The 19,690-nt window shown below is 53.0% G+C and carries 17 protein-coding genes; 8 read left to right on the forward strand and 9 right to left on the reverse strand.

All coding sequences use genetic code 11. The features are described from left to right. The first annotated feature begins 49 nt into the window (after positions 1-49). Together D3P07_RS27915 and D3P07_RS19210 are read left to right on the forward strand one after the other, a co-directional pair. Positions 50-229 carry a DUF4234 domain-containing protein gene (locus D3P07_RS27915; protein ID WP_119801867.1) on the forward strand — a complete coding sequence of 60 codons (180 nt, stop codon included), beginning with the start codon at positions 50-52 and terminating at the stop codon, positions 227-229. Beyond that, complete coding sequence (locus tag D3P07_RS19210) at positions 226-636, forward strand: DUF2752 domain-containing protein (protein ID WP_119802044.1); 411 nt, start codon at positions 226-228, stop codon at positions 634-636. The genes D3P07_RS27915 and D3P07_RS19210 overlap by 4 nt, the downstream gene beginning before the upstream one ends. Positions 637-735: 99 nt before the next feature. On the opposite strand, the gene D3P07_RS19215 is transcribed toward D3P07_RS19210, so the two are convergent. From D3P07_RS19215 to D3P07_RS19225, 3 genes are all read right to left on the reverse strand, one after another. Next, the gene (locus D3P07_RS19215; protein ID WP_119801868.1) at positions 736-3,270 is read right to left on the reverse strand and encodes a J domain-containing protein; all 2,535 of its coding nucleotides are present in this window, start codon (positions 3,268-3,270) and stop codon (positions 736-738) included. Positions 3,271-3,273: 3 nt separating this feature from the next. Beyond that, the gene (locus D3P07_RS19220; protein ID WP_119801869.1) at positions 3,274-4,971 is read right to left on the reverse strand and encodes a molecular chaperone HscC; all 1,698 of its coding nucleotides are present in this window, start codon (positions 4,969-4,971) and stop codon (positions 3,274-3,276) included. A 249-nt stretch (positions 4,972-5,220) separates the two neighbouring features. Next, positions 5,221-6,636 (reverse strand): MFS transporter, encoded by a 1,416-nt coding sequence (locus D3P07_RS19225; protein WP_182914404.1) that lies wholly within the window; start codon positions 6,634-6,636, stop codon positions 5,221-5,223. Between the two features lie 121 nt (positions 6,637-6,757). Here D3P07_RS19225 and D3P07_RS19230 point away from each other — a divergent pair, with 121 nt between their 5' ends. Together D3P07_RS19230 and D3P07_RS19235 are read left to right on the forward strand one after the other, a co-directional pair. Beyond that, complete coding sequence (locus tag D3P07_RS19230; RefSeq protein ID WP_119801871.1) at positions 6,758-7,654, forward strand: LysR family transcriptional regulator; 897 nt, start codon at positions 6,758-6,760, stop codon at positions 7,652-7,654. Positions 7,655-7,713: 59 nt separating this feature from the next. Continuing rightward, positions 7,714-9,408, forward strand: a complete 1,695-nt coding sequence (locus D3P07_RS19235) for a M3 family oligoendopeptidase (protein ID WP_119801872.1) — start codon at positions 7,714-7,716, stop codon at positions 9,406-9,408. Positions 9,409-9,498: 90 nt separating this feature from the next. On the opposite strand, the gene D3P07_RS19240 is transcribed toward D3P07_RS19235, so the two are convergent. Both D3P07_RS19240 and D3P07_RS19245 read right to left on the reverse strand, forming a co-directional pair. Beyond that, on the reverse strand, positions 9,499-10,272 hold the full coding sequence (locus D3P07_RS19240; RefSeq protein ID WP_119801873.1) for a DODA-type extradiol aromatic ring-opening family dioxygenase: 774 nt from the start codon (positions 10,270-10,272) through the stop codon (positions 9,499-9,501). After that, positions 10,272-10,940: an alpha/beta hydrolase gene (locus tag D3P07_RS19245; protein WP_119801874.1), complete on the reverse strand. Its 669-nt coding sequence runs from the start codon at positions 10,938-10,940 to the stop codon at positions 10,272-10,274. The genes D3P07_RS19240 and D3P07_RS19245 overlap by 1 nt, the downstream gene beginning before the upstream one ends. A 153-nt stretch (positions 10,941-11,093) precedes the next feature. Here D3P07_RS19245 and D3P07_RS19250 point away from each other — a divergent pair, with 153 nt between their 5' ends. Continuing rightward, the gene (locus tag D3P07_RS19250) at positions 11,094-11,645 is read left to right on the forward strand and encodes a helix-turn-helix domain-containing protein (protein WP_119801875.1); all 552 of its coding nucleotides are present in this window, start codon (positions 11,094-11,096) and stop codon (positions 11,643-11,645) included. 159 nt (positions 11,646-11,804) lie between these two features. Here the strand turns inward: D3P07_RS19250 and D3P07_RS19255 are convergent, their stop codons facing one another. From D3P07_RS19255 to D3P07_RS19265, 3 genes are all read right to left on the reverse strand, one after another. Beyond that, on the reverse strand, positions 11,805-12,080 hold the full coding sequence (locus tag D3P07_RS19255) for an alpha/beta-type small acid-soluble spore protein (RefSeq protein ID WP_119801876.1): 276 nt from the start codon (positions 12,078-12,080) through the stop codon (positions 11,805-11,807). Between the two features lie 207 nt (positions 12,081-12,287). Next, positions 12,288-14,357: an S-layer homology domain-containing protein gene (locus D3P07_RS27315; RefSeq protein WP_259391595.1), complete on the reverse strand. Its 2,070-nt coding sequence runs from the start codon at positions 14,355-14,357 to the stop codon at positions 12,288-12,290. A 135-nt stretch (positions 14,358-14,492) separates the two neighbouring features. Further along, entirely contained in the window at positions 14,493-15,218 is a 726-nt protein-coding gene (locus tag D3P07_RS19265; protein ID WP_119801877.1) for a DUF2332 domain-containing protein, read from the reverse strand. Positions 15,219-15,546: 328 nt separating this feature from the next. Between D3P07_RS19265 and D3P07_RS19270 the strand changes: the two genes are divergently transcribed. The 3 genes from D3P07_RS19270 to D3P07_RS19280 all read left to right on the forward strand — a co-directional run bounded on the left by D3P07_RS19270 (position 15,547) and on the right by D3P07_RS19280 (position 18,582). Beyond that, entirely contained in the window at positions 15,547-16,194 is a 648-nt protein-coding gene (locus D3P07_RS19270) for a pentapeptide repeat-containing protein (RefSeq protein ID WP_182914406.1), read from the forward strand. A gap of 433 nt (positions 16,195-16,627) precedes the next feature. Further along, positions 16,628-17,467, forward strand: coding sequence for a putative RNA methyltransferase (locus D3P07_RS19275; protein WP_397334609.1), 840 nt, complete (start codon positions 16,628-16,630; stop codon positions 17,465-17,467). A 71-nt stretch (positions 17,468-17,538) separates the two neighbouring features. Further along, positions 17,539-18,582, forward strand: coding sequence for a hypothetical protein (locus D3P07_RS19280; RefSeq protein ID WP_119801880.1), 1,044 nt, complete (start codon positions 17,539-17,541; stop codon positions 18,580-18,582). Between the two features lie 158 nt (positions 18,583-18,740). Here D3P07_RS19280 and D3P07_RS19285 read toward each other — a convergent pair whose 3' ends face one another. Further along, on the reverse strand, positions 18,741-19,646 hold the full coding sequence (locus D3P07_RS19285; protein WP_182914408.1) for a GNAT family N-acetyltransferase: 906 nt from the start codon (positions 19,644-19,646) through the stop codon (positions 18,741-18,743). Positions 19,647-19,690: the final 44 nt, after the last annotated feature.

Raw genomic sequence — 19,690 nt, forward strand, 5'->3', positions numbered from 1 at the left:
CATATCCTGACAAAGCCCAATAATCAACTGGAATGGATGGTGCACGTTCATGATTCGTCAACAAACCCTGGTCACCTGCGGTATCTGGAGCCTCGTTTGGGCTTGCCAAGCGGCTAAGCATATCAAAGACGCACAAATGCGGCGCAGATTCAAACCATCGGACAACGCCATGATCTATGTCCTGCTGTCACTCTTTGGATTCGGCCTATGCCTTGGCTCAATCCGATGACAACAAAATGGCAATACCTTAAACGATTGCCGCAGCGGCATCCCAAGCTCTTCTGGGGCACGATGCTTGGAGCCGGCGGACTGCTGTACGCCAAGGTATGGCTGCCCATTACCGGACTAGCCATACCTTGTCCAATTCACACCGTGACCGGACTGTACTGTCCGGGCTGCGGCATAACCAGGGCGGCGCTATCCTTGCTGGAGCTGGATGTCCACCAGGCACTCCGCTACAATGCCTTGCTTTTCGTGCTGGCGCCTTTGTTCGCCCTGTACGTATGGGCGAATGCCAGGAAGAAACGAAGGTATGGCGGGACGCTATTGATAGTTATGCTGGTAATCACTCTGTTATACGGTCTGGCCCGCAACCTGCCGCCTTGGTCGTATCTGGCTCCAACCGAGTTGACTTAACAAGTACCAAAAGGGATATCTCTGCATCCGCACCCCGGATGCAGAGATATCCTCTTTTTGTAACCCACTCTATTCACGCCGCTTGTTCCGATCTATTCGCTACTTCCTTCCCAGCCAAGAGAACACTGACTTCTTCGGTTCCTCGTGCAGCAGCCTTGCTCGCTGTGCCAGTGTATCCTCATGATCCGGCTCCAGCTCCAGGATACGGTCACAGACTGCCAACGCTTCCCGGGTCTGTCCATTCTCAATGAGCATCGTCATGCGAAGGTGAAGGATGCTCACGAACTGCGAATCCAGAGCAAGGCCCTGCTGAATATAGGCGGCAGCCTCTTCCTTACGCTCCAGCATATAATGCGCCCATGCCAGGAAATCGTATGCGTACGCACTCTCCGAATCAACAGCCAGCAGCTCGTGGCAGAGAGTAATGCACTGCTCATAGTCCTGTGCATGATCATATGTCACATGAATCCTTTTCTCGTAAGCCCTTGTCAGCATAGGATCGATGACTATCGCTTGGTCCAGATGATGCAGGCTCTCCTGCCAGGTCTCATCCTGGTGAAGCAGAATGCCAAGCTGCAGATGATACGACGCGACAGCCGGATCAATCGCAATGGCATTGCGGTATGCCTCGATCGCCTCGCTTCGATCTCCATTATCCCTATGAATATCCCCGATCAAATCGTAGAACAGATCCGCTTGCTCGGCCTGCCCGATCTCCTCGTTCGCCAGACGATAAGCCTCATCCAGCTGTCTCATATTGTAGTAGCTCAGAGCCGCATAATAGACTGCCTGCTCCATACGCTGCTGCGCATTGAGCTTCTCGAACTCTGCCACCGCATCATCGTACTGCTGCATACGGAAGTAGCACATACCTTTGCATAGCAGTGCGTCCCGCTGATCGGCCTCGAGATCCAATGCATAGTCGCAGTTCGCCAGCGCTTCTTCGAATTCACCCATGTTCCGCAAGGCGTTGGCTTTCTCCACATAGAGACTTACATCCCTGAGGTCGTGCCTGACCGCCTGCTGGAAGACATCGATCGTATGGCGATACTGACCAACGCGGTTAAGCATTCTCATCTTGACGACATACGCCTCCGTGTAATACGAATTGATCGACAGTGCTTTGTCCGCTGCTTCAAAACATTCTCCATACCGGCCCAGCGACAGCAGCGCATCGGCCTTCTGTCTGTAGCTGTTCGCAAAGCTTGCATCGTACCGGATCGCCAGATCGGCAGACGCCAGCGCCTCTTCATGCCGTCCCAACAAATTAAGCGTATACGCCTTGTTGTTATACAGCGATGCCTCATCCGGCTTTAACTCGATTGCCTTGTCGTAACAGACCACCGCTGACTCCAGCTCTCCCAGCTCCTCCAGCAGGACCGCCTTCCAATGATGAAGGTCCATATGGTCCGGATAGAGCGCCAGCGCCTCATTCAGCTTGGTCAGCGCAAGCTCCTTCTTCTGCATCGTGTGCAAGGCGACACACAGCTGCACTTGCAGCTTCGCGGAAGGATGATGCGGCTCTAGCTCGCACAGCAGCTGATAAGCCTCCTCCACACGTCCTGTTGCCAAATACGACGTCACCAGCTCATGCGCGGCATCGACATCATCCGGCCTTCCACTCGCTCCCCCCGTCATCTCGTCAATCTGGAAGCGATGCGCGGAAGCCATCAGATTAATGACCTCATGGTCATTCGGCAAAATCTGCTTCAGCTGATTCAGATAGGCAGAAGCATCCGCATAGTAACCCAGACTTACCGCACACTTCCCTAGCGAGAAGAGTACATCCGCCGCATCGGGTCTAATCGGCAGCACCCGCTTATAATCCTGATAAGCTTCCTCATAGCGCCCTAGCCGGAACAGCAGACCCGCTCGGTAATAGCGCGCATAATAGTCCGCCTCATCCCTGTCCAGCAGCTCATTAAGCTTCTGCCCGGCCTCCGCCAGTCTGCCCAAAGCCATGCTATATCGGGTTCCCAGAATAATCGCATCGGGATGAGACGGACACAGCTTCGCCAGTTGAAGCAGCGACTCATGCGCCGTGTAATAATCATAGTCGTCAATCGCTTGCATGCCAGTACGGTAATGCTTGATGAACATCTCCTGCTGACCCGGCTCGCAGCTCAGCAGTTCCTCATAACGAAAAAACTGGTCTCTCTCGATCCGGTTCATGACAAATTCAATAAAGTTCTGATGGTAGTCTTCCAGAAGCTTTTCCTTCTGCTTGCTCCATTCAAAATGAGTATTCAACACCACCCATATCCGGTGAGGGATATGGAAATATTCCGTCAAGAAGGTAAGCGTCTCACGGCTTGCCGCTTCTCTCGTATCAATCAGGTGGCAGACATCCAGTTCAAGCAGCGCTTGCCAGGCTTCCACATCGAGCCTTGACTCGTAGCGATCATAGACCTGCTTCAGGCGGTGAACATACTGCTCCAGCGGAGTCTCAGGCTCGCCGCCCGTCAGTATGCCGGCTTTGGCAGCATTCATCGCTTTCTCGTAAGCTTCCCGGATGTGCTGGAATTCCTCAGGATGCGTCTCCGGGTTATAGATTTTCAGGAGCTGTGTATAAGCCCGCTTAATGATCTTCTCATCCGTCGTCGGTTCGATACGTAAGACTGCAAATTCCTCCATGCTCTACTCTCCCTTTGCCTCAATAGCGTCGAATACGTCCTTCAGCAGCTTCTTCATCTCTGCAATTTTCTTCGGCTCCTGCTTGTCCAGCGCATCCTCAAACTCTCGCAGCAGCTTCGCGATCTCCATCCGCTCGTAGCCGATATGCTCCTCGTACAGCCTCTCGCCCCTGGCAATGATCCACTTGTTCTCCTGCTGCTCGCGAGGATGAATCTTAAGGCTCGCGAGCTGCTCGATGCGTCTCGCCATCTCCTCGGGAGACATTTCGCCGGGATTGCGTTCGATCATCATTTGCTTCACAAGCCCGGTGGAAGGCACCTTCACCTCGACCTCCAGCAAGCCGTTAATGTCGTAGGTATACCGGACGTCTACACTCTCCTGCCCGGCTGGCCGGATCGGCACGGGTACGTTAATCTCACCGAGGAAGATGTTGTCCCGCGAAAGCCTGGCTTCCCCTTGCAGGATATCGACCTTGATCATCCGCTGATTGCCACTAGTCGTATAGAAACGTTCAATCCGGCTCACCGGAATCGCTGTATTGCGCTCAATAATCGGAAAGAAATGCCCGCTCTCATGGTAGCCATTCGACTTCGTGACCGATACCGAGGTGCCCAGCGTATAAGGACACACATCCGTCAGAATGACTTCCTTTAGGCTCTCGTGGCGCTCCTTCAAGCCTGCCTGAATGCCGGCCCCCACGCCAACCACTTCATCGGGGTTCACATTGGCATAAGCCAGCTGCCCGAACAGCTTGCTGACGAACGTGCGGATGAAAGGCAGTCTTGTCGCGCCGCCTACGAGCAGAATAGCGTCCAAATCCCTCACCTTCAGCGAAGCGTCGGACAAGGCGCGCTCGATCGGCGCCCGCAGCCGCTGCAGCAGCGGCTTCGTCGCCTGCTCGTATTCATCCAGGCTGACCTCAAGGACAAGCTCCTTCTCCTTATGCATATGTACAATTCGTGCGGCGCGCTTTTCGCTGAAGGCCAGCTTCCCCGCCTCCGCCTGCTTGCGCAGCTTCGCGAATTCCTTCGGCTCGAATACGTCCTCCGTCAGTTCGTATCGGCTCAAGAACAAATCGATCAGCACCTGCGTGAAGTCCTCGCCGCCCAAGTAATTGTCGCCAGCCACAGCCCTGACTTCCATGACCTGGTCAAACAGCTCCAGGATTGAGACGTCGAAGGTCCCGCCGCCAAGATCGAAGACGAGGAACTTCGTGTCGGCATCCCGCTGATGAAGTCCGTATGCAATAGCTGCAGCTGTCGGCTCGGTAACCAGTCGCTCTACCCTAAGACCCGCCAGCTCCCCGGCGCGCTTCGTCGCCTTGCGCTGCACATCGTTGAAATAAGCGGGCACGCTAATGACCGCCTCATGCACAGGCTTGCCCAGCATGTGCTCCGCATCCTTCTTCAGCGCTTTAATCACAAGTGCGGACAGCTCTTCGGGGAGAAACTCCTGATCGCCAAGCTTAAGCAGCTTCTTGGTGCCCATGTACCGTTTGAAGAAGGAAGCGCTGAGCTCAGGATGAGAAACCTGCCGCTCCAGCGCGATTTGTCCCACGACAATTTCACCGTCGCTATCCACGCTGACAGCCGATGGCGTCAGATGCCGTCCAAGCCCGTTCGGGATCATGATTGGCCCCTCTTCCGTCCAATAAGTAACCAAGCTATTTGTAGTTCCCAGATCAATGCCTATAATCGTCATAATTCCTCCGTCAATCATTCCGTTAATGGTGATATCATCAATATCTTACAAGATTGCTCTATCTCTTGCTATATCAAAGTATATCGGCAGAAAGCCCGGCTCTTCATAACGCGCTCCCCAACCCTCAGACCGAGAATAAGGGCGGCATCAACTGTGCTGGGGAACCTATTCAAAAACAGTCCGAACGGCAGCAAAAAAAGCGGCAGGAACCGTCCGAAGACGGCCCCTGCCGCTGTTGGCATCACAGATTCAATTGAGCTTTCGCGATAGACTGATGAGCAGCAGCACTACGCCGATGCATGCACCAGCCAGAGCAATGATGTGCAGACCTGCAGTTGTCACCGTGCTGCTGAACGCGATACCGAGCAGGCTGGTCGACAGAATGCCGCCTACCGACCGGAATGTCTGGAAGAGACCGGACGCTGCTCCTGTCTCGCCAGGCTTGGTATGCTGATAGAGTGCGGTCTGAAGCCCCATATTGTTCATGCCGTTCGTTATCCCTACGATAGAAGTAGCCAATAAGATGAAGAAGATCGGTGTATTCTCGCCCATAAACAACAGCAGAAGCGTACCTAACAACAAAGCACTGCTCCCGGCGATAATAGCGGGACGATAACTCCAGCGCTGAATGATGCGAACGGCAATAGGTGTAGCCAGCATCCCGATCCCGGCGAATGGCAGCATCAGAAGTCCTGCCGTCTGCGGATCGTAGCCCTTCACCTGGCCCAGCCATAACGGCATACTGAAGAACAAGGAGTAGAACACAATATTCAGTCCGGCGAACTGCGCATATACCGATTGCAGCCGTACATTGCGGGCCAGCATGCGGAGATCGATAAACGGCTTATCGATCCTTAGCTCTCTCATCCCAAAGAGAACCGCGCAGATCAGTACGATCGCAAGCAGCCACCACATAGCGCCTGAGCCCAACGAAGTTAGAAACAGCATAAAGCTGATCAGCATCCCCATGAATAAGAGAACGCCAGGCACATCCAGCAGCTGCAACAAACCGACGCGGGCCTCCTTCTCCACTGACCGCTTGCGATCTGCGGGCATCCAGCGGTAAGCCAGCACCATCACGGCGAGCGCAAGCGGAATATTGATCCAGAAGATCGAGTGCCAGCCGCTGTGTTGCACAAGCAGGCCGCCTAGTGTCGGGCCGAATGCCGCCATGACATTAGCGGATACCGAGATGATGCCCAGCGACGATGTCATGCCTTTTGGCTGTTCGCCACCTGCAGCTGGCTGTGCCACGGACCGGATAATCGCCATTCCGGCCGGAAAAGCTACCGTGCTGCCAAGCGCCAGCATGATGCGGAATGCCAGCAGCCATCCGAAGGACGGCGCCCATACGGAGAGCAGGCTGCTTGCGACCACAATCGCGAGTCCCGTCATCATGACGCGGCGTGCGCCAAGCAGATCGGCCAGCTTGCCCATCAGCGGCTGTCCCGCGGCCGCGGCCAGGTAGAAGCCTGTAATGAGCCAGGTTGCCGTTGACACATCAATGCCGTAGCTAGCGCCAATGCCCAGCAGCGCCACGGCGATCATGGAGGAATTAAGCGGATTGAGAATGACGCTGAGCGCCACGACCCATGTCATTTTACGAAGCTTATGTGTCGATGAATTGGTAGTCATAGTAGCCCTATGTTGTTCCGTTGCTTCCATCTTCATTCATCCCTTTACCTAAAGTATGTCTTGCCCTTATTGTAAGAGGGAACACTCATAAAGAAAAATAGATGTTTTCGAATCAATTGATAATACTTTTATTATAAGGGAGGAGATTTGAATGGACTTGCAGCATCTGAAATATTTTCAGACCGTCGCCCGCCTGGAGCATATGACCTATGCTGCCCAGCAGCTGCACATGGCCCAGCCTGCGCTTAGCGTCATCATCTCCCGCATGGAGGAGCAGCTCGGCATGCCTTTATTCAATCGAGAAGGCAGACGCATTAAGCTGAATGCCTATGGCAAAATTTATTTGGAGAAGGTCAACATCGCGCTACATGCGCTGGAAGAAGGACAGCGCGAAATGGCCGACCTTGCCGGAATCGAGACATCGACAATTACGATCGCCGCTACGACGCTGAACCGCTTCTCGAGTGTGCTCGGCCCGTATTTGGCCGCTCATCCGCAAGCCAACTTCCGCATTACACAGACGGCTGCGGAGGAGATGAAGGTCCAGCTGCTGCACAGCGGCGAGATCGACTTCGTATTTGCCGCGCCTCCGGTTACGTCGGACGGAATTGCGGGCGTGAACCTGCTGACGGAGGAAATTATGCTGGTCGTCCCTCCGACCCATCGTTTCGCCAGCCGGGGCAGCATCCGCCTTAGCGAAGCGGCCGACGAGCCGTTCATTAGCCTTAGACCCGGATACAGCTTTCGTGATCTGACGTTCTCGTATTGCGCGCAAGCCGGATTCGTCCCGCGCGTCGTCTGCGAAGGCGACGAGCCCGCTTCCATTGGAAGCCTGGTCCGCGCCGGGCTGGGCGTCGGGTTCCTGCCCGCTGCAGCGCACAAGAACAACAGCCCGCTGACCTTCCTGAAGATTGAGGAACCGGTATGCAGACGAACGATGCAGCTTGCTTGGCTGGAAGGTCGTTATTTATCGGAGGCCGCCCGGTCATTCCGAGATTATGTTATCAGCTGCTTCTCATCGGACAACAGCAAATTGGAGGTAGACTAACCCCATTCCATCAGGCGTATAATGGAGTATGAATATGACAGGAAAGCAGGTGCAAGCACATGAAATTCAGTACATATGCCTACGAACGGCCAGACGTGAAGACATTCGAACTGCAATTCAAGGAATTGCTGAACGCATTCACGAGCGCAGCCACGTATGAACAACAGGATGAAGCCATGACTGCGATCAATAAGCTGCGCAGTGAGTTCGATACGATGCAGACGATCGCCAGCATCCGCCATTCGATCGATACGAACGACGAGTTTTATAAGACGGAGCAAGACTTTTTCGATGAAAATGGTCCTGTCGTCCAGGAATACATTACCGATTACTATCGCGCGCTGGTGGAATCCTCGTTCCGCGGGCAGCTTGAGGCGAAATGGGGACGGCAGCTCTTCCAGCTGGCCGAGCTGTCGCTGAAGACGTTCAGCCCCGAGGTCATCGAAGACCTTCAGCTTGAGAATAAGCTGACGACGGAATACAGCAAGCTGCTTGCCTCCGCCAAGATCCCGTTCGAGGGCGAGGAGCGGACACTGGCTCAGCTCACTCCCTTCCAGCAATCACCGGATCGCAGCATGCGCAAGCGCGCTGCTGAAGCGTCCTTCGGCTTCATGGCTGAGCATGAGGCTGATTTCGACCGAATCTATGACGAGCTGGTCAAGACGCGGACGAAGATCGCGCATAAGCTCGGGTTCGGCAACTATGTCGAGCTAGGGTATGCGCGAATGAGCCGGACGGATTACAATGCCGAGATGGTCGCACGCTTCCGCGAGCAGGTGCTGGAGCATATCGTTCCGGTCGCCTCGAAGCTGAAGGAGCGCCAACAAAACCGTATCGGCGTCGATGAATTGCTCTACTATGACGAGAACCTGGCATTTCTGTCCGGCAATGCTGCGCCGAAAGGCGATCCAGACTGGATCGTAGAGAACGGCGCCAAGATGTATGCCGAGCTGTCGCCCGAGACCGATGAGTTCTACCGCTTTATGCAGGATAATGAATTGATGGATCTCGTCAGCAAGAAGGGCAAGCGCGGCGGCGGCTATTGCACCTATATCAGCGAGCATCGGGCGCCTTATATCTTCTCCAACTTCAACGGAACATCCGGCGATATCGACGTCCTGACGCATGAGGCGGGGCATGCCTTCCAGGTGTACCAAAGCCGAAGCTATGCGGTGCCGGAGTACAGCTTCCCGACCTACGAGGCTTGTGAGATCCATTCCATGAGCATGGAGTTCTTCACCTGGCCGTGGATGGACCTCTTCTTCAAGGAAGATGCGGACAAATACCGCTTCGACCATCTGGCAAGCGCATTGATCTTTATCCCGTATGGTGTAACGGTCGATGAATTCCAGCATTTCGTCTACGAGCATCCGGAAGCGACCCCTGCGGAGCGGAAGGCGGCATGGCGGAGAATCGAGCAGAAATATTTGCCGCATCGCCAATATGGAGATAATGCCTACCTGGAGCAAGGCGGATTCTGGCATAGACAAAGCCATATCTTCAATTCGCCGTTCTATTACATCGACTACACGCTCGCGCAGATTTGCGCGTTTCAATTCTGGAAGAAGATGCACGAGGACCGTTCAGCCGCGTGGACGGATTATCTGAACCTGTGCAAGCTCGGGGGCAGCTTGTCCTTTACTGAGCTTGTTGCCAAAGCAGGCCTGGTCTCTCCATTCGAGGACGGCTGCGTCACCTCGGTCATTGGAACGATCGACAACTGGCTGAATGAGGTAGACGACCAATCATTATAACTACGCAGCGGGCATAAAAACGGCTGCCGGTGTACAACCGGCAACCGTTTTTTGCTTATCATGGATATGCGCCCCGTAAAGTTTCTTCTTTTAATTAAACTGCCAGCAGCTCAAGCTTAAATTGCCGTACTGATAGCTGCGGTGAAGCAGCTTCGCCTGACGGTTCCCATCACCTGTGCCCATGGCAAGCAGCAATGGGATGAAATGCTCGCTTGTCGGAACTGCATCGCGCGCATGAGGGGCCAGCTCCATGTAACGGAACAGGGCCTCCACATCCCAATCCTCCAGCTTGCTCTGCAACCAATGATCGAAGGATTCCGCCCAGTCGTCAATGCCGTCGCCCGACCGCCAGTTCAACCGGCGCAAATTATGAACCGTTCCTCCGCTGCCGATAATCAGAACATCCTGTTCCCTTAGCTCGCCAAGCGCCTTGCCAATCTCATACTGCTGCTCCGGCGTCAAATCCCGGTTCACAGACAGTGCGATAACCGGAATATCCGCATCCGGATACAGCAGCTTCAGCACGGCCCATGCCCCATGGTCAAGGCCACGCTCTTCATCTAATATGCTTTCGATGCCCTGGCGGGAGAATAACGATTGGATACGCTCGCTTAGCGCGCGATCGCTTCGGGCCGGATAAGTCATTCGGTACAGCTCATCCTGGAATCCGCCAAAATCGTAAATCGTGCTGTATGGCTCTGCCGCGCCAATGGTCTGGACAGGCTCCTCCCAATGCGCGGAAAATAATATAATCGCCTTCGGCTTAGGCGTATTCGCGCCAAATTGCTTCAACAAATCTGTGTAGGCATGTTCCTCCAGCACAAGGGAGGGCGCTCCATGCGCGAAAAAATAAGAAGGCATCATTATCCCATCGCTCCTTTATCATTTTTTAATGCCGCATCCTGCTGCAGCCAGCTCACATAATCAGTCATGTTCTCCTCTGTCACCCCATGATCGGCCAGGTAGGTTTTAAAAGTCAGCTTGGAGGTTACGCTACCCATATATTCGGCTGTCTCATGGCCGATTCGAATCGGGAATACGGAATCGTACACGCCATGAGAGACAAATACCAAGACGTTCCACATCGATTGGACGGCATATTCGGTCTTCACGAATTGCGGAATATATCCGTTCAGCGCCACAATGCCCCTCAGAGCGTTCCCCAGCGTATGCGCAAGCGTCAAGGAAAGAATAGCCCCCTGGCTGAATCCGAGCAAATAGCGGCTCTCCGTATCCACCGGATATTTCTCTGATGCATATGCTATAAAGGCTTCGAGCTGCTGCACAGCCCGGTCGAACGACTCGCGCAAAGGATTGCCCAGGCTTTTTAGCTCATAATACTGATAGCCTGCCCCCAGCAGCAGATCGCCGCGAATATGAATCGTAATAAAGCGGTCTTCAAGCGGCTTCGTCAGACCCGCCATATTGCCCTCATTGGATCCTTTCCCATGGAGCGTGAATAGGGTGGGGTATTTCATGCCTGTCTCCATGCCCTCTGGCAAGTGTATTTGGTAAGCGTACGCCGGTATCATATATAACTCACCTCTCGGCTTAGAATATTAGTAATAAAGAAATTAATTTTATATAAGTAATTTATACGAATGAACACTGGCAAGTCAATGGAAAAATTGATAATATAAATATATCATTCATATTGCAAATATTTTTGAGGATGCGTGAACCCTATGGATATCGGCTCCAACATTCGGGCCATAAGAAAGCGAAAAGCGATCACGATCGCCCAAATATGTGAAGAAACCGGCCTGTCACAAGGCTTCTTAAGCCAGGTTGAGACAAACAAGACCTCCCCCTCCATTGCTACGCTGGAGAATATTGCGAACGCCTTGAAGGTGCCGCTTGCTTATTTGCTTTTGAAAAAAGAAGACCGCATGCACATCGTGCGCAAGTCGGAGCGTAAGGTGACGACTAGCGGCAGCGAGCAGCTGAAGGTGGAGCATCTCAGCTCCTCCAAAAATGTAAAAATGATGCTTGTCGAGTTCCCGTCCGGCGCATCTACGGGCGATACTCCCCATGCCCATGAAGGAGAAGAGGTTCATGTGGTGATCAAAGGCCGAGTCTATGCCGAGCAAGGCGAGGATTCGGCCGAATTCGAGGAAGGCGACTCCTTCTCCTGGAATGCCTGCACGCCTCATCTCGTCCGCAATATCGGCGATGAGCAGGCGATCGTTCTGATCTCCGTCTATACCGAGACCGAACAGCAGCAGCCTTATGCCTAATTGGATTGATCTCTATAAAAGAAGCACCCGATTCAATGATCGGGTGCTTCTTCGCGCTGGTGTCTTAATAGACAACACAGCCACAGTTATTTGAACCCCAACGCTAGATGGTGTCTAACAATTGGGGAGCCGTTCAAGTTATTCCCTGGCGGTTCTATATTATTGCTTGGACAGTCGGTCCTGCGCCATGCGTACGAGCTCTCGCACCATCGAGCCGCCGATCTTGCCGCCGATATGTCCGGCAGATTCCGTCGACAGATCGCCGTTGTCGCCTTGTCTGAGCGGAATGCCCAGTTCCTTGGCCACCTCATACTTTACATCGTCAGGCCGCTCGGGATTCACATCGTACCCTTCTTGCTTCATCACATTGGCTTTGAATGCCTGCATGCCGCGCGCTGCCTCCGGCACAATATACTTTCTTCTTCTCCGGGCCATGCTGATCGCTCCTTCTGCTTTTAACCATAGGATGCCCGTATAAGCCCGGCTTACGCCATGTGATTATTGGCAACAAAAAGAAGCATACGATCTCGAAAATTGGGCATTTCCGTAATAGAAGAATCTATAGTCTAACCTAATTGATGTCCACAACAAAAAAGAAGCAGCCCTTGCCCGATAAGGGGCTAGAACTGCTGTACATTAATGTTAAGCCTCAATGTTCACTTTAAAGGAGAAAGGCTCCTCAGGGTTTCCCACAAAATGAAGCTTTCCGTCACTTGTTTCTAGTACCATATATACGTATAAAGTCTCGCCGATCAGGTTTACAATATTCGGTGTTGCGATGGTAATACCGCCTTGTCCGCCCGAAAGCTCCTGTCCCTCATGAACAAATACGTATTCGCCGTATTCCGATTCCAAATAAGCAATATCCTCGGCTGCCGGGGCTTCATCATACTTGACGGTTGAGATCAGATAATAAGACATGACAGGCTGTACAGGTGCATATTGAACATGAAGAAAGATGCCATACACCGGCGGATCGCCTTCGTATGATCTCCATGAGCTTCCGCTGACTTGTGCGCTTAAGGGCTTGGAAACCATAATGGAGCTGATCTCGGAAAGACCATGTTCATTCTCTCCAACGACAAACAGCGTATAAGTCTCATCCGGCAAAAGCTGAACAGAATATACCGTGCATGGCTCGGTAGCTGTTCTTACACTCATTGGCTCATAGGAAGATGCTGCAATAGCTTTCTTCTTAATTTCCCCATTTGTAAAGGGAGCATGCTCCATGCCGGAATGATAAATAAAGTACAGCTTATCCGCATTCGTCGATTCCACCATAAAATGAATGCCTACATCCGTGAATACAACCGGCTCCACCAATAAAACCTCTGGCACCTGGCTGGGCTCAGGTGTTACAGTCGGCCCTGGCGATTCGGTCGGCTTCGGTGTTCCTGTCGTTCCTGGCGACTCCGATGGCTTCGGTGTTCCTGTCGTTCCTGGCGACTCCGATGGCTTCGGTGTGCCTGTCGTTCCTGGCGACTCCGATGGCCCCGTGCTCTCGTTCGGGTCCGGCGACTCCGACGGCTTCGGTGTTCCTGTCGTTCCTGGCGACTCCGATGGCCCCGTGCTCTCGTTCGGGTCCGGCGACTCCGATGGCTTCGGTGTTCCTGTCGTTCCTGGCGACTCCGATGGCCCCGTGCTCTCGTTCGGGTCCGGCGACTCCGACGGCCCTGTGCTCTCGCTTGGTTCCGGCGTCACCGTTGGTACCGGCGTACCGGTCGGTGCGGTGGTCGGACTTGGCGTCGGCGCCGGAATGTACGGTGCTGGCGGGTTGGTAACCGTTACGGCAGGCGCTGGTGCTTTATCATCCAGCTTATTTCCGAATAGCGATTGGACTGAGCCAATCTCAATAACCGGATTCGAGCCGGAGCCCCAGTGGAAGCCCGGTCGGAACGTGATGATCAGCGTTTTCCCATCCTCGGATAGCGTGAAGCGATCTTCCTGATTACTCAATACGTAGCCATTAACGCTGAACTGAGAGAGATCAACCGATTTCGGATCAATCGCACCCGTGAACGTCAGCTTCAGTTCGCTCGTACCGTCCACCGATACGCCTGACAGCACTGGCGGAGGCTCAACCTGTTTCTTTGTTTCAAACGAAGCTTGGATCAGCTCATCCCTTTTGGCTTGGGACATTCCATCGAATCCACCTGTCTGGTCACCGTTGAGCAGCTTTAATTCAAGCGCTAGCTGAACATAGCCTTTGGCCCAGTCCGATACCATGCCATTTGTTCCGGGTTTTTGATTGGCTTCTCCCTCCAGCCCTAATCCGCGCACCAAAAACGCAGCCAGTTGTTCCTTGGTCACGTTGCCCGCAGGGTTGAACTCTCCCGAGCCTGTGCCCGTCGTAATGCCGGCTTTCTTTATCGCTTCAATATACGGCAGCGCAAACCCGTTAGACGGATCATTGGCCTGCACGTCACTGAAGGTGGAGCTCTTGAGTGATGTGTCCACTTTGAGACCAAAAATCAAAGCTGCAACCTTAGCAAATTGAGCGCGATTCATCTCTTCCTGGAGACCCAATTGCCCGTTGCCGGTTCCATCGAACACACCCGCTTGAATCAAGGCGTCAAACTTCGCTTTCGTCGCCGCATCCAAGTCCTTTAAATCTTGAAAATCTGTCGTTGTTCCATCCTGCGCATAGGCTCCAGCTGCCACCGAAAACATCATGCAGCATATTAAGAGCCATGACACGACAACTCTTCCCATGTCACTCCCCCCCATCGTTTATACATTAAATATAACGGATTTTTCACTGAAAAACATGAGCATTTCTGAAAATTAAATCCATTTCACATTGTGTGCAATCTATTTATATTTACTTATGCCAGATTTAAATCAAATTCAAGAATAAATTCTGCCAAACCATCGGCCGTGGCCGTCTGTTTCTGCAAGAATGGTCTCTTGCGGTACGCCGCCTGTATAGTGATCCAAGCGCAGTTGTCGATCCCGCATATTATTGTAAATATGGCAAATATCACGATGATGGCCCAGCTTCGCAATCGTCTGAAGCAGCTCCTCTTTGTCCCGCCCGGACAATTGGTTTGCCACATGGGTATGATAGACGCATAATACCGATTCCGCGTCGGTTTCCGCCGCCAGCTCGGCAAGCAGCTTGACCCCGTTGCCTTGGACAAGCCGCGCCTTATTTCTCTTCGCAATAGCAGCCGCCCTATCGAAGTCGGCTCTACGCTCGGCATGCTCCGGCCAGATTAGCGCTTGAAGCCAGAGAAGATCTTCCGCTTCCGATAGATCATTCACATGCAGATCGATGCCAATCCGGTCGGTCACCGGCGGACTTAAGTGCAGCAATTCCGGCCAATCCTTCCCTCTCATCTCCGAGGCAAGCACCAGCTCAGAATCCGGATTGCCGTAGATCGTACCAGGCTTCGACGAGTAGGAGTAGCCGTAGCGGTCCCCATGCAGCTGAAGTCCGGCACTCGTTCCAATTTCAATCAAGGATAGCGGTCGCTGCATCGACGCGTAGATTGAGCAAAAGACAGGGTACAGGTAAGCACAGCGTCTAACCTCGTTTGTCTGCACATTTTTACTTGCCAGAATCGGAATGATATCATCCCTCTCTCCGACAGATACTTATACAGACGACTCGACCCGTTGCAATCCTTGGCAAATTGACGAAAATAATCCGCAATGACATCACGCTTCACGATGTTCACTCCCGCCGCTATTTCCATCCACTTTACCATGTTATGGCGATAAGGAAAATTTAACCTCTTCTATATCCTATATAAATATTTCTTATCACTTGAGGGCTAGTATATAACCGCCTGCTGCCACCATTCTCCCTGGTTCCTTCAATATTGATTCATGAATCTGCTATGTTAGTATGAAAGTAGGAAATATCGATCGGAGCCTTACTATATAGGAGATGAAAGCTATGACGAAAAAAAAAACATTAAAAATCGAATCGCCCATTCTGCCCGCAGATCTACCTATCCAGCCAAAGCCTGACCTGGCTGTACAGGATTTCGTGGAGATGGGCATCATCCAGGATTGCGTCTTCGACGATCGCGATGTCGACCGGGTCACGTTCGAGAAAATCATATTCAAAAATGTGACATTCGCGGGTACGTCTTGGACCAGAATGGAGCTGACCGACACCATCTTCGAGAAATGCGACTTCTCCAATGCCGAATGGACAGACGCTGTCATCCATCGTACCGAATTCCGCGATTGCAAAATGATCGGCATGCAGCTAACAGGGGCCACGATTCGAAACGTGCTGATCGATAACGCCCTTGCCGACTATGCTTCACTGCGGGTATCGAATACGAAGCAATTTATCTTGCAGGACAGCTCCCTCAGCCGAGCTGACTTCTGCTTCGCCAAGCTTCAGAAAACTGAGCTGTCCCGCTGCAATATCGACAAGGCCCAATTCTCCGGCACACCGCTCAGCGGCATCGATCTAAGCGATTGCGAGTTCAATGGACTAAGCGTTAATATCGAGGACTTGAAGGGCTGCATCATCTCGCGTGAGCAAGCGTATGTATTCGCAGCGCTGTTCGGTCTCGTTGTGAATGAATGACCCCGGATACATCTAATAAAAAGCTGCCCTCAGGCAGCTTTTTCGATGATAACGGCGCCTTAGGCCGACTACGACATTATCACCGCTGTTGACGCCAGGATTATTGACTGCCGTCCTCCAAGCCAGACAATTGCTTCCTCCATGATAGCGAATCCCAACAGCTTCTGCCGGTCAGATTGTTTCTCGCCCCCGGAACAGCATTCATGTTATGCTGATATAGTACCGCTAATAAGCTCTTTGCGACTGGAGGCAATATTCACCATGATTCATTTCATTCGTTGGCGTTAATGAGAGGCACGGTAGATAAGACTCGGCTTTTTTTCTGAGAGAAAAAGTCAGGTTTATTTGGCTGTGCCTTTTTCATTCAACGAAACGAATGGAAGGGTGTTTATTTGTGCTGAACAAACGCAATCGTATTCTTGCTGCCGAAGCAATGGCTAATCACAGCCATTTATTCCTATGTCCACTGTGTTCAACCTCAATGCGTGTCGAGGAACTTCGGCAGCTTATCTGCCGCAAAGGTCACAGCTTCGATATCGCCAAGCAAGGCTATGTTAATTTCCTGCCGCGTCCCGCGGCATCCAAATACGGGCAATCCTTATTCCGCTCAAGAAGCATGATGAGCGAGAGCGGCTTCTTCGAATCTCTCGATCGACTCATAGCTTGCCAAATACTTGCGCATATCGGGAACCAACCTGTCCGTCTGCTTGATATGGGATGCGGAGAAGGCTCCCATCTGACGCGCATACTGGACATGATGCAAACCGCAGGCTGCCATGGAACGGCTGGCGTCGGACTGGATATTGCCAAAGAAGGCGTCAGGATGGCCGCCAGCCGTCAGCCCCATCTCCTGTGGTGCGTCGCCGATCTGGCTCGCAGTCCGCTGGCGGGTCGCAGCTTCGACTTCATTCTCAATATTCTGTCGCCGTCCAACTATGCGCAATGCCAACGCTTGCTAAAGGATGATGGTTTTCTGATCAAGATCATTCCTGGCGACGGGCATCTGCAAGAGCTGCGTACGGCTTTCCGCACAGCTAATAGGTCAAACTCTGGCTCCAAGCTGGAAGAGAGATTCCGGGATAACTTCAAGCTGATACAATCGCTTCCGCTGCGCACCCGATCGAAGCTCGATGCCGATCTCATCCCCCACGCCATTGCGATGACCCCGTTATCATGGCATGCGGACATAGGGAGTATCCATTCTTTGCAGGAGCTAAGCTTCCTTGACCTTACGCTGGATGTCACCCTACTAATCGGGCAAAAACATCGCTAACAAACACAGACATCCCCTCCCTTCTTCATTCGGAAGAAGGGAGGGGATGATCTCAAAGGGGGATCATTCCCATGAAAGTAAAGGACGCACGCCGGGCAGCGGCGAATTGGGTGCAGACGCATGCCGCTCCAGAAGAATGGTTTCGCGGCGCTTATTTCAACGGCTCGACGATCGATATGCCAGATGACGCCGAACTCCCCGCCAGCTCCGATGTCGATATCGTGGTCGTCACCGCAGAAGACGAGCCGCCGGTCAAGCCGGGCAAATTGGTATTTCAAAACGCGCTGATCGAAGTGACTTTAATATCCTGGAACCAGCTCACCTCTGCGGAAGAGGTGCTCGCTAACTATCATCTGGCAGGAGGCTTTCGCAAAGATACGATCATATCCGATCCTATAGGGCAATTGCGCAAGCTCCAGGACGAAGTAGGAGTGAGATTCAACGAGATGGCATGGGTACGGCGGCGCTGTGAAAGTGCCCGTGACCGGATCGTGAGCGGGCTTGGAGCGCTTGACGTCCACGCGCCGCTGCATGACCGCTTGACAGCATGGCTGTTCCCGACGGGTGTGACCACCCACGTTCTACTCGTAGCCGCTCTTCGCAATCCTACCATTCGGCTGCGTTATGCCGCTGCACGAGAAGTTCTGAAAGAGTACGGCCAGCAACATCTGTACCCGCAGCTGCTGCGATTGCTCGGCTGCAGCCACCTGACAGCTTCACGCGTGGAGCATCATCTAGGCGAGCTTGCCCGTACGTTCGATGCCGCCGCTGAAGCAGTCCGCACTCCCTTCTTCTTCCGATCCGACATCTCGGTTCTGTCCAGGCCCATCGCCATAGATGGCAGCCGGGATCTGATTCACTCTGGCCAGCACCATGAAGCAGTGTTTTGGATAGCCGCAACCTTCGCCAGATGCCATCAAATTTTTGCCGCCGACGCGCCCCACTTGCAGCAGGCTTACCTGCCCGCCCTTCTGGCGCTAAGCGATGATCTCGGCGTGACAGATGCATCCGCCATGGCAAGCAGAGCCGAAGGCGTGCTGCAATTCCTGCCTGAGCTATGGGAAGCTGCGGAGCGTCTGCTTCAGCTTAATCCGGCTATTCAACAGAACGAGTAAGCACAGACGCTTAGCTGCGTCTGGCAACCAGCCCATACCGTCAGCTTACCAGGTCGGAGCCGTACATATAAGCAGCTTATTGCTCTCCTGGTCATACACGTGACAGCCTTGCATACCAGCCGGAAAGTCTTCAATCCGGTCATTCTGAACAATAATTATCACGAATTCGTCGTTCCAGCGGTCCACTCATAATAATCCGTTGCCTTGCTTATGCGGAAGCCTGTGGACTCATATAGCCCCAGCGCTCGTTCATTCTTCACAGCTACCTCAAGGGCGATAGACGCTTGCGGATCTTCCGCTCGGACGGCCTCAATCGCCTGCTCCAAGATTACTCTGCCATATCCGCGTCCACGCTCGCCAGCTGCTACGACAAATCCATAGAGGAACGCACTGCCGCTCACAATGCGGGCATGAATCTTCCCTATCGTACGGCGAACGCCATCCTCGCCTTCGATATCCGCCATATACACACGGCTCGTCCGCGTCCCATTCGGCTTCTCCAATAGATTCGTCGCATCCTCTTCCGATAGCCCGAAACCTTCCACATTAAATCTTATAATGGCAGGCCCGTCGCCCGAATCAGCCTCACGAAGCTTCAAAGCACCAACAGCACGCTCTTGATCGCTCTGAACAGGCGGCTCCGTCAGCCCCATCCAATACTCCGAGTAGCCATAGGGAATGACCCATCGATCCATGACAGCCTTCGCAGATGACGAGCCCTGCTGGCACATAAAGACCAGCTTCGGAACCTCCCTCCGCTGACACTCCTCTTTTGCAGCCTCTACCAGCTTGCCGAATATGCCCTTCTGCCGGCATCTCGGATGCACCATACCGCTAATCTCCACTTCCGTAGACTGGAATTGATAGATGCCCAGAAATCCGACCAGTTGTCCAGATTCATAGTAGAGGAAATCGCTCGTCTCTGAATCCGAACGCTCACGCAGCATATTCCAGTTGAGCTTCAGCTCAATCCCATCATGCCGGTTGCACGTATCGGCCAGCAGCCCAATCGCATCCAGCTCCGCTGCATTTAATGTCTCTCTTGTATGCAAGCCATCCATCATGAATCGCATCCTCCTATATAAGGGCCTTAGCCGCACACTAGATT

It is taken from the genome of Paenibacillus sp. 1011MAR3C5 (assembly GCF_003591485.1).
Lineage (GTDB): Bacteria > Bacillota > Bacilli > Paenibacillales > Paenibacillaceae > Pristimantibacillus.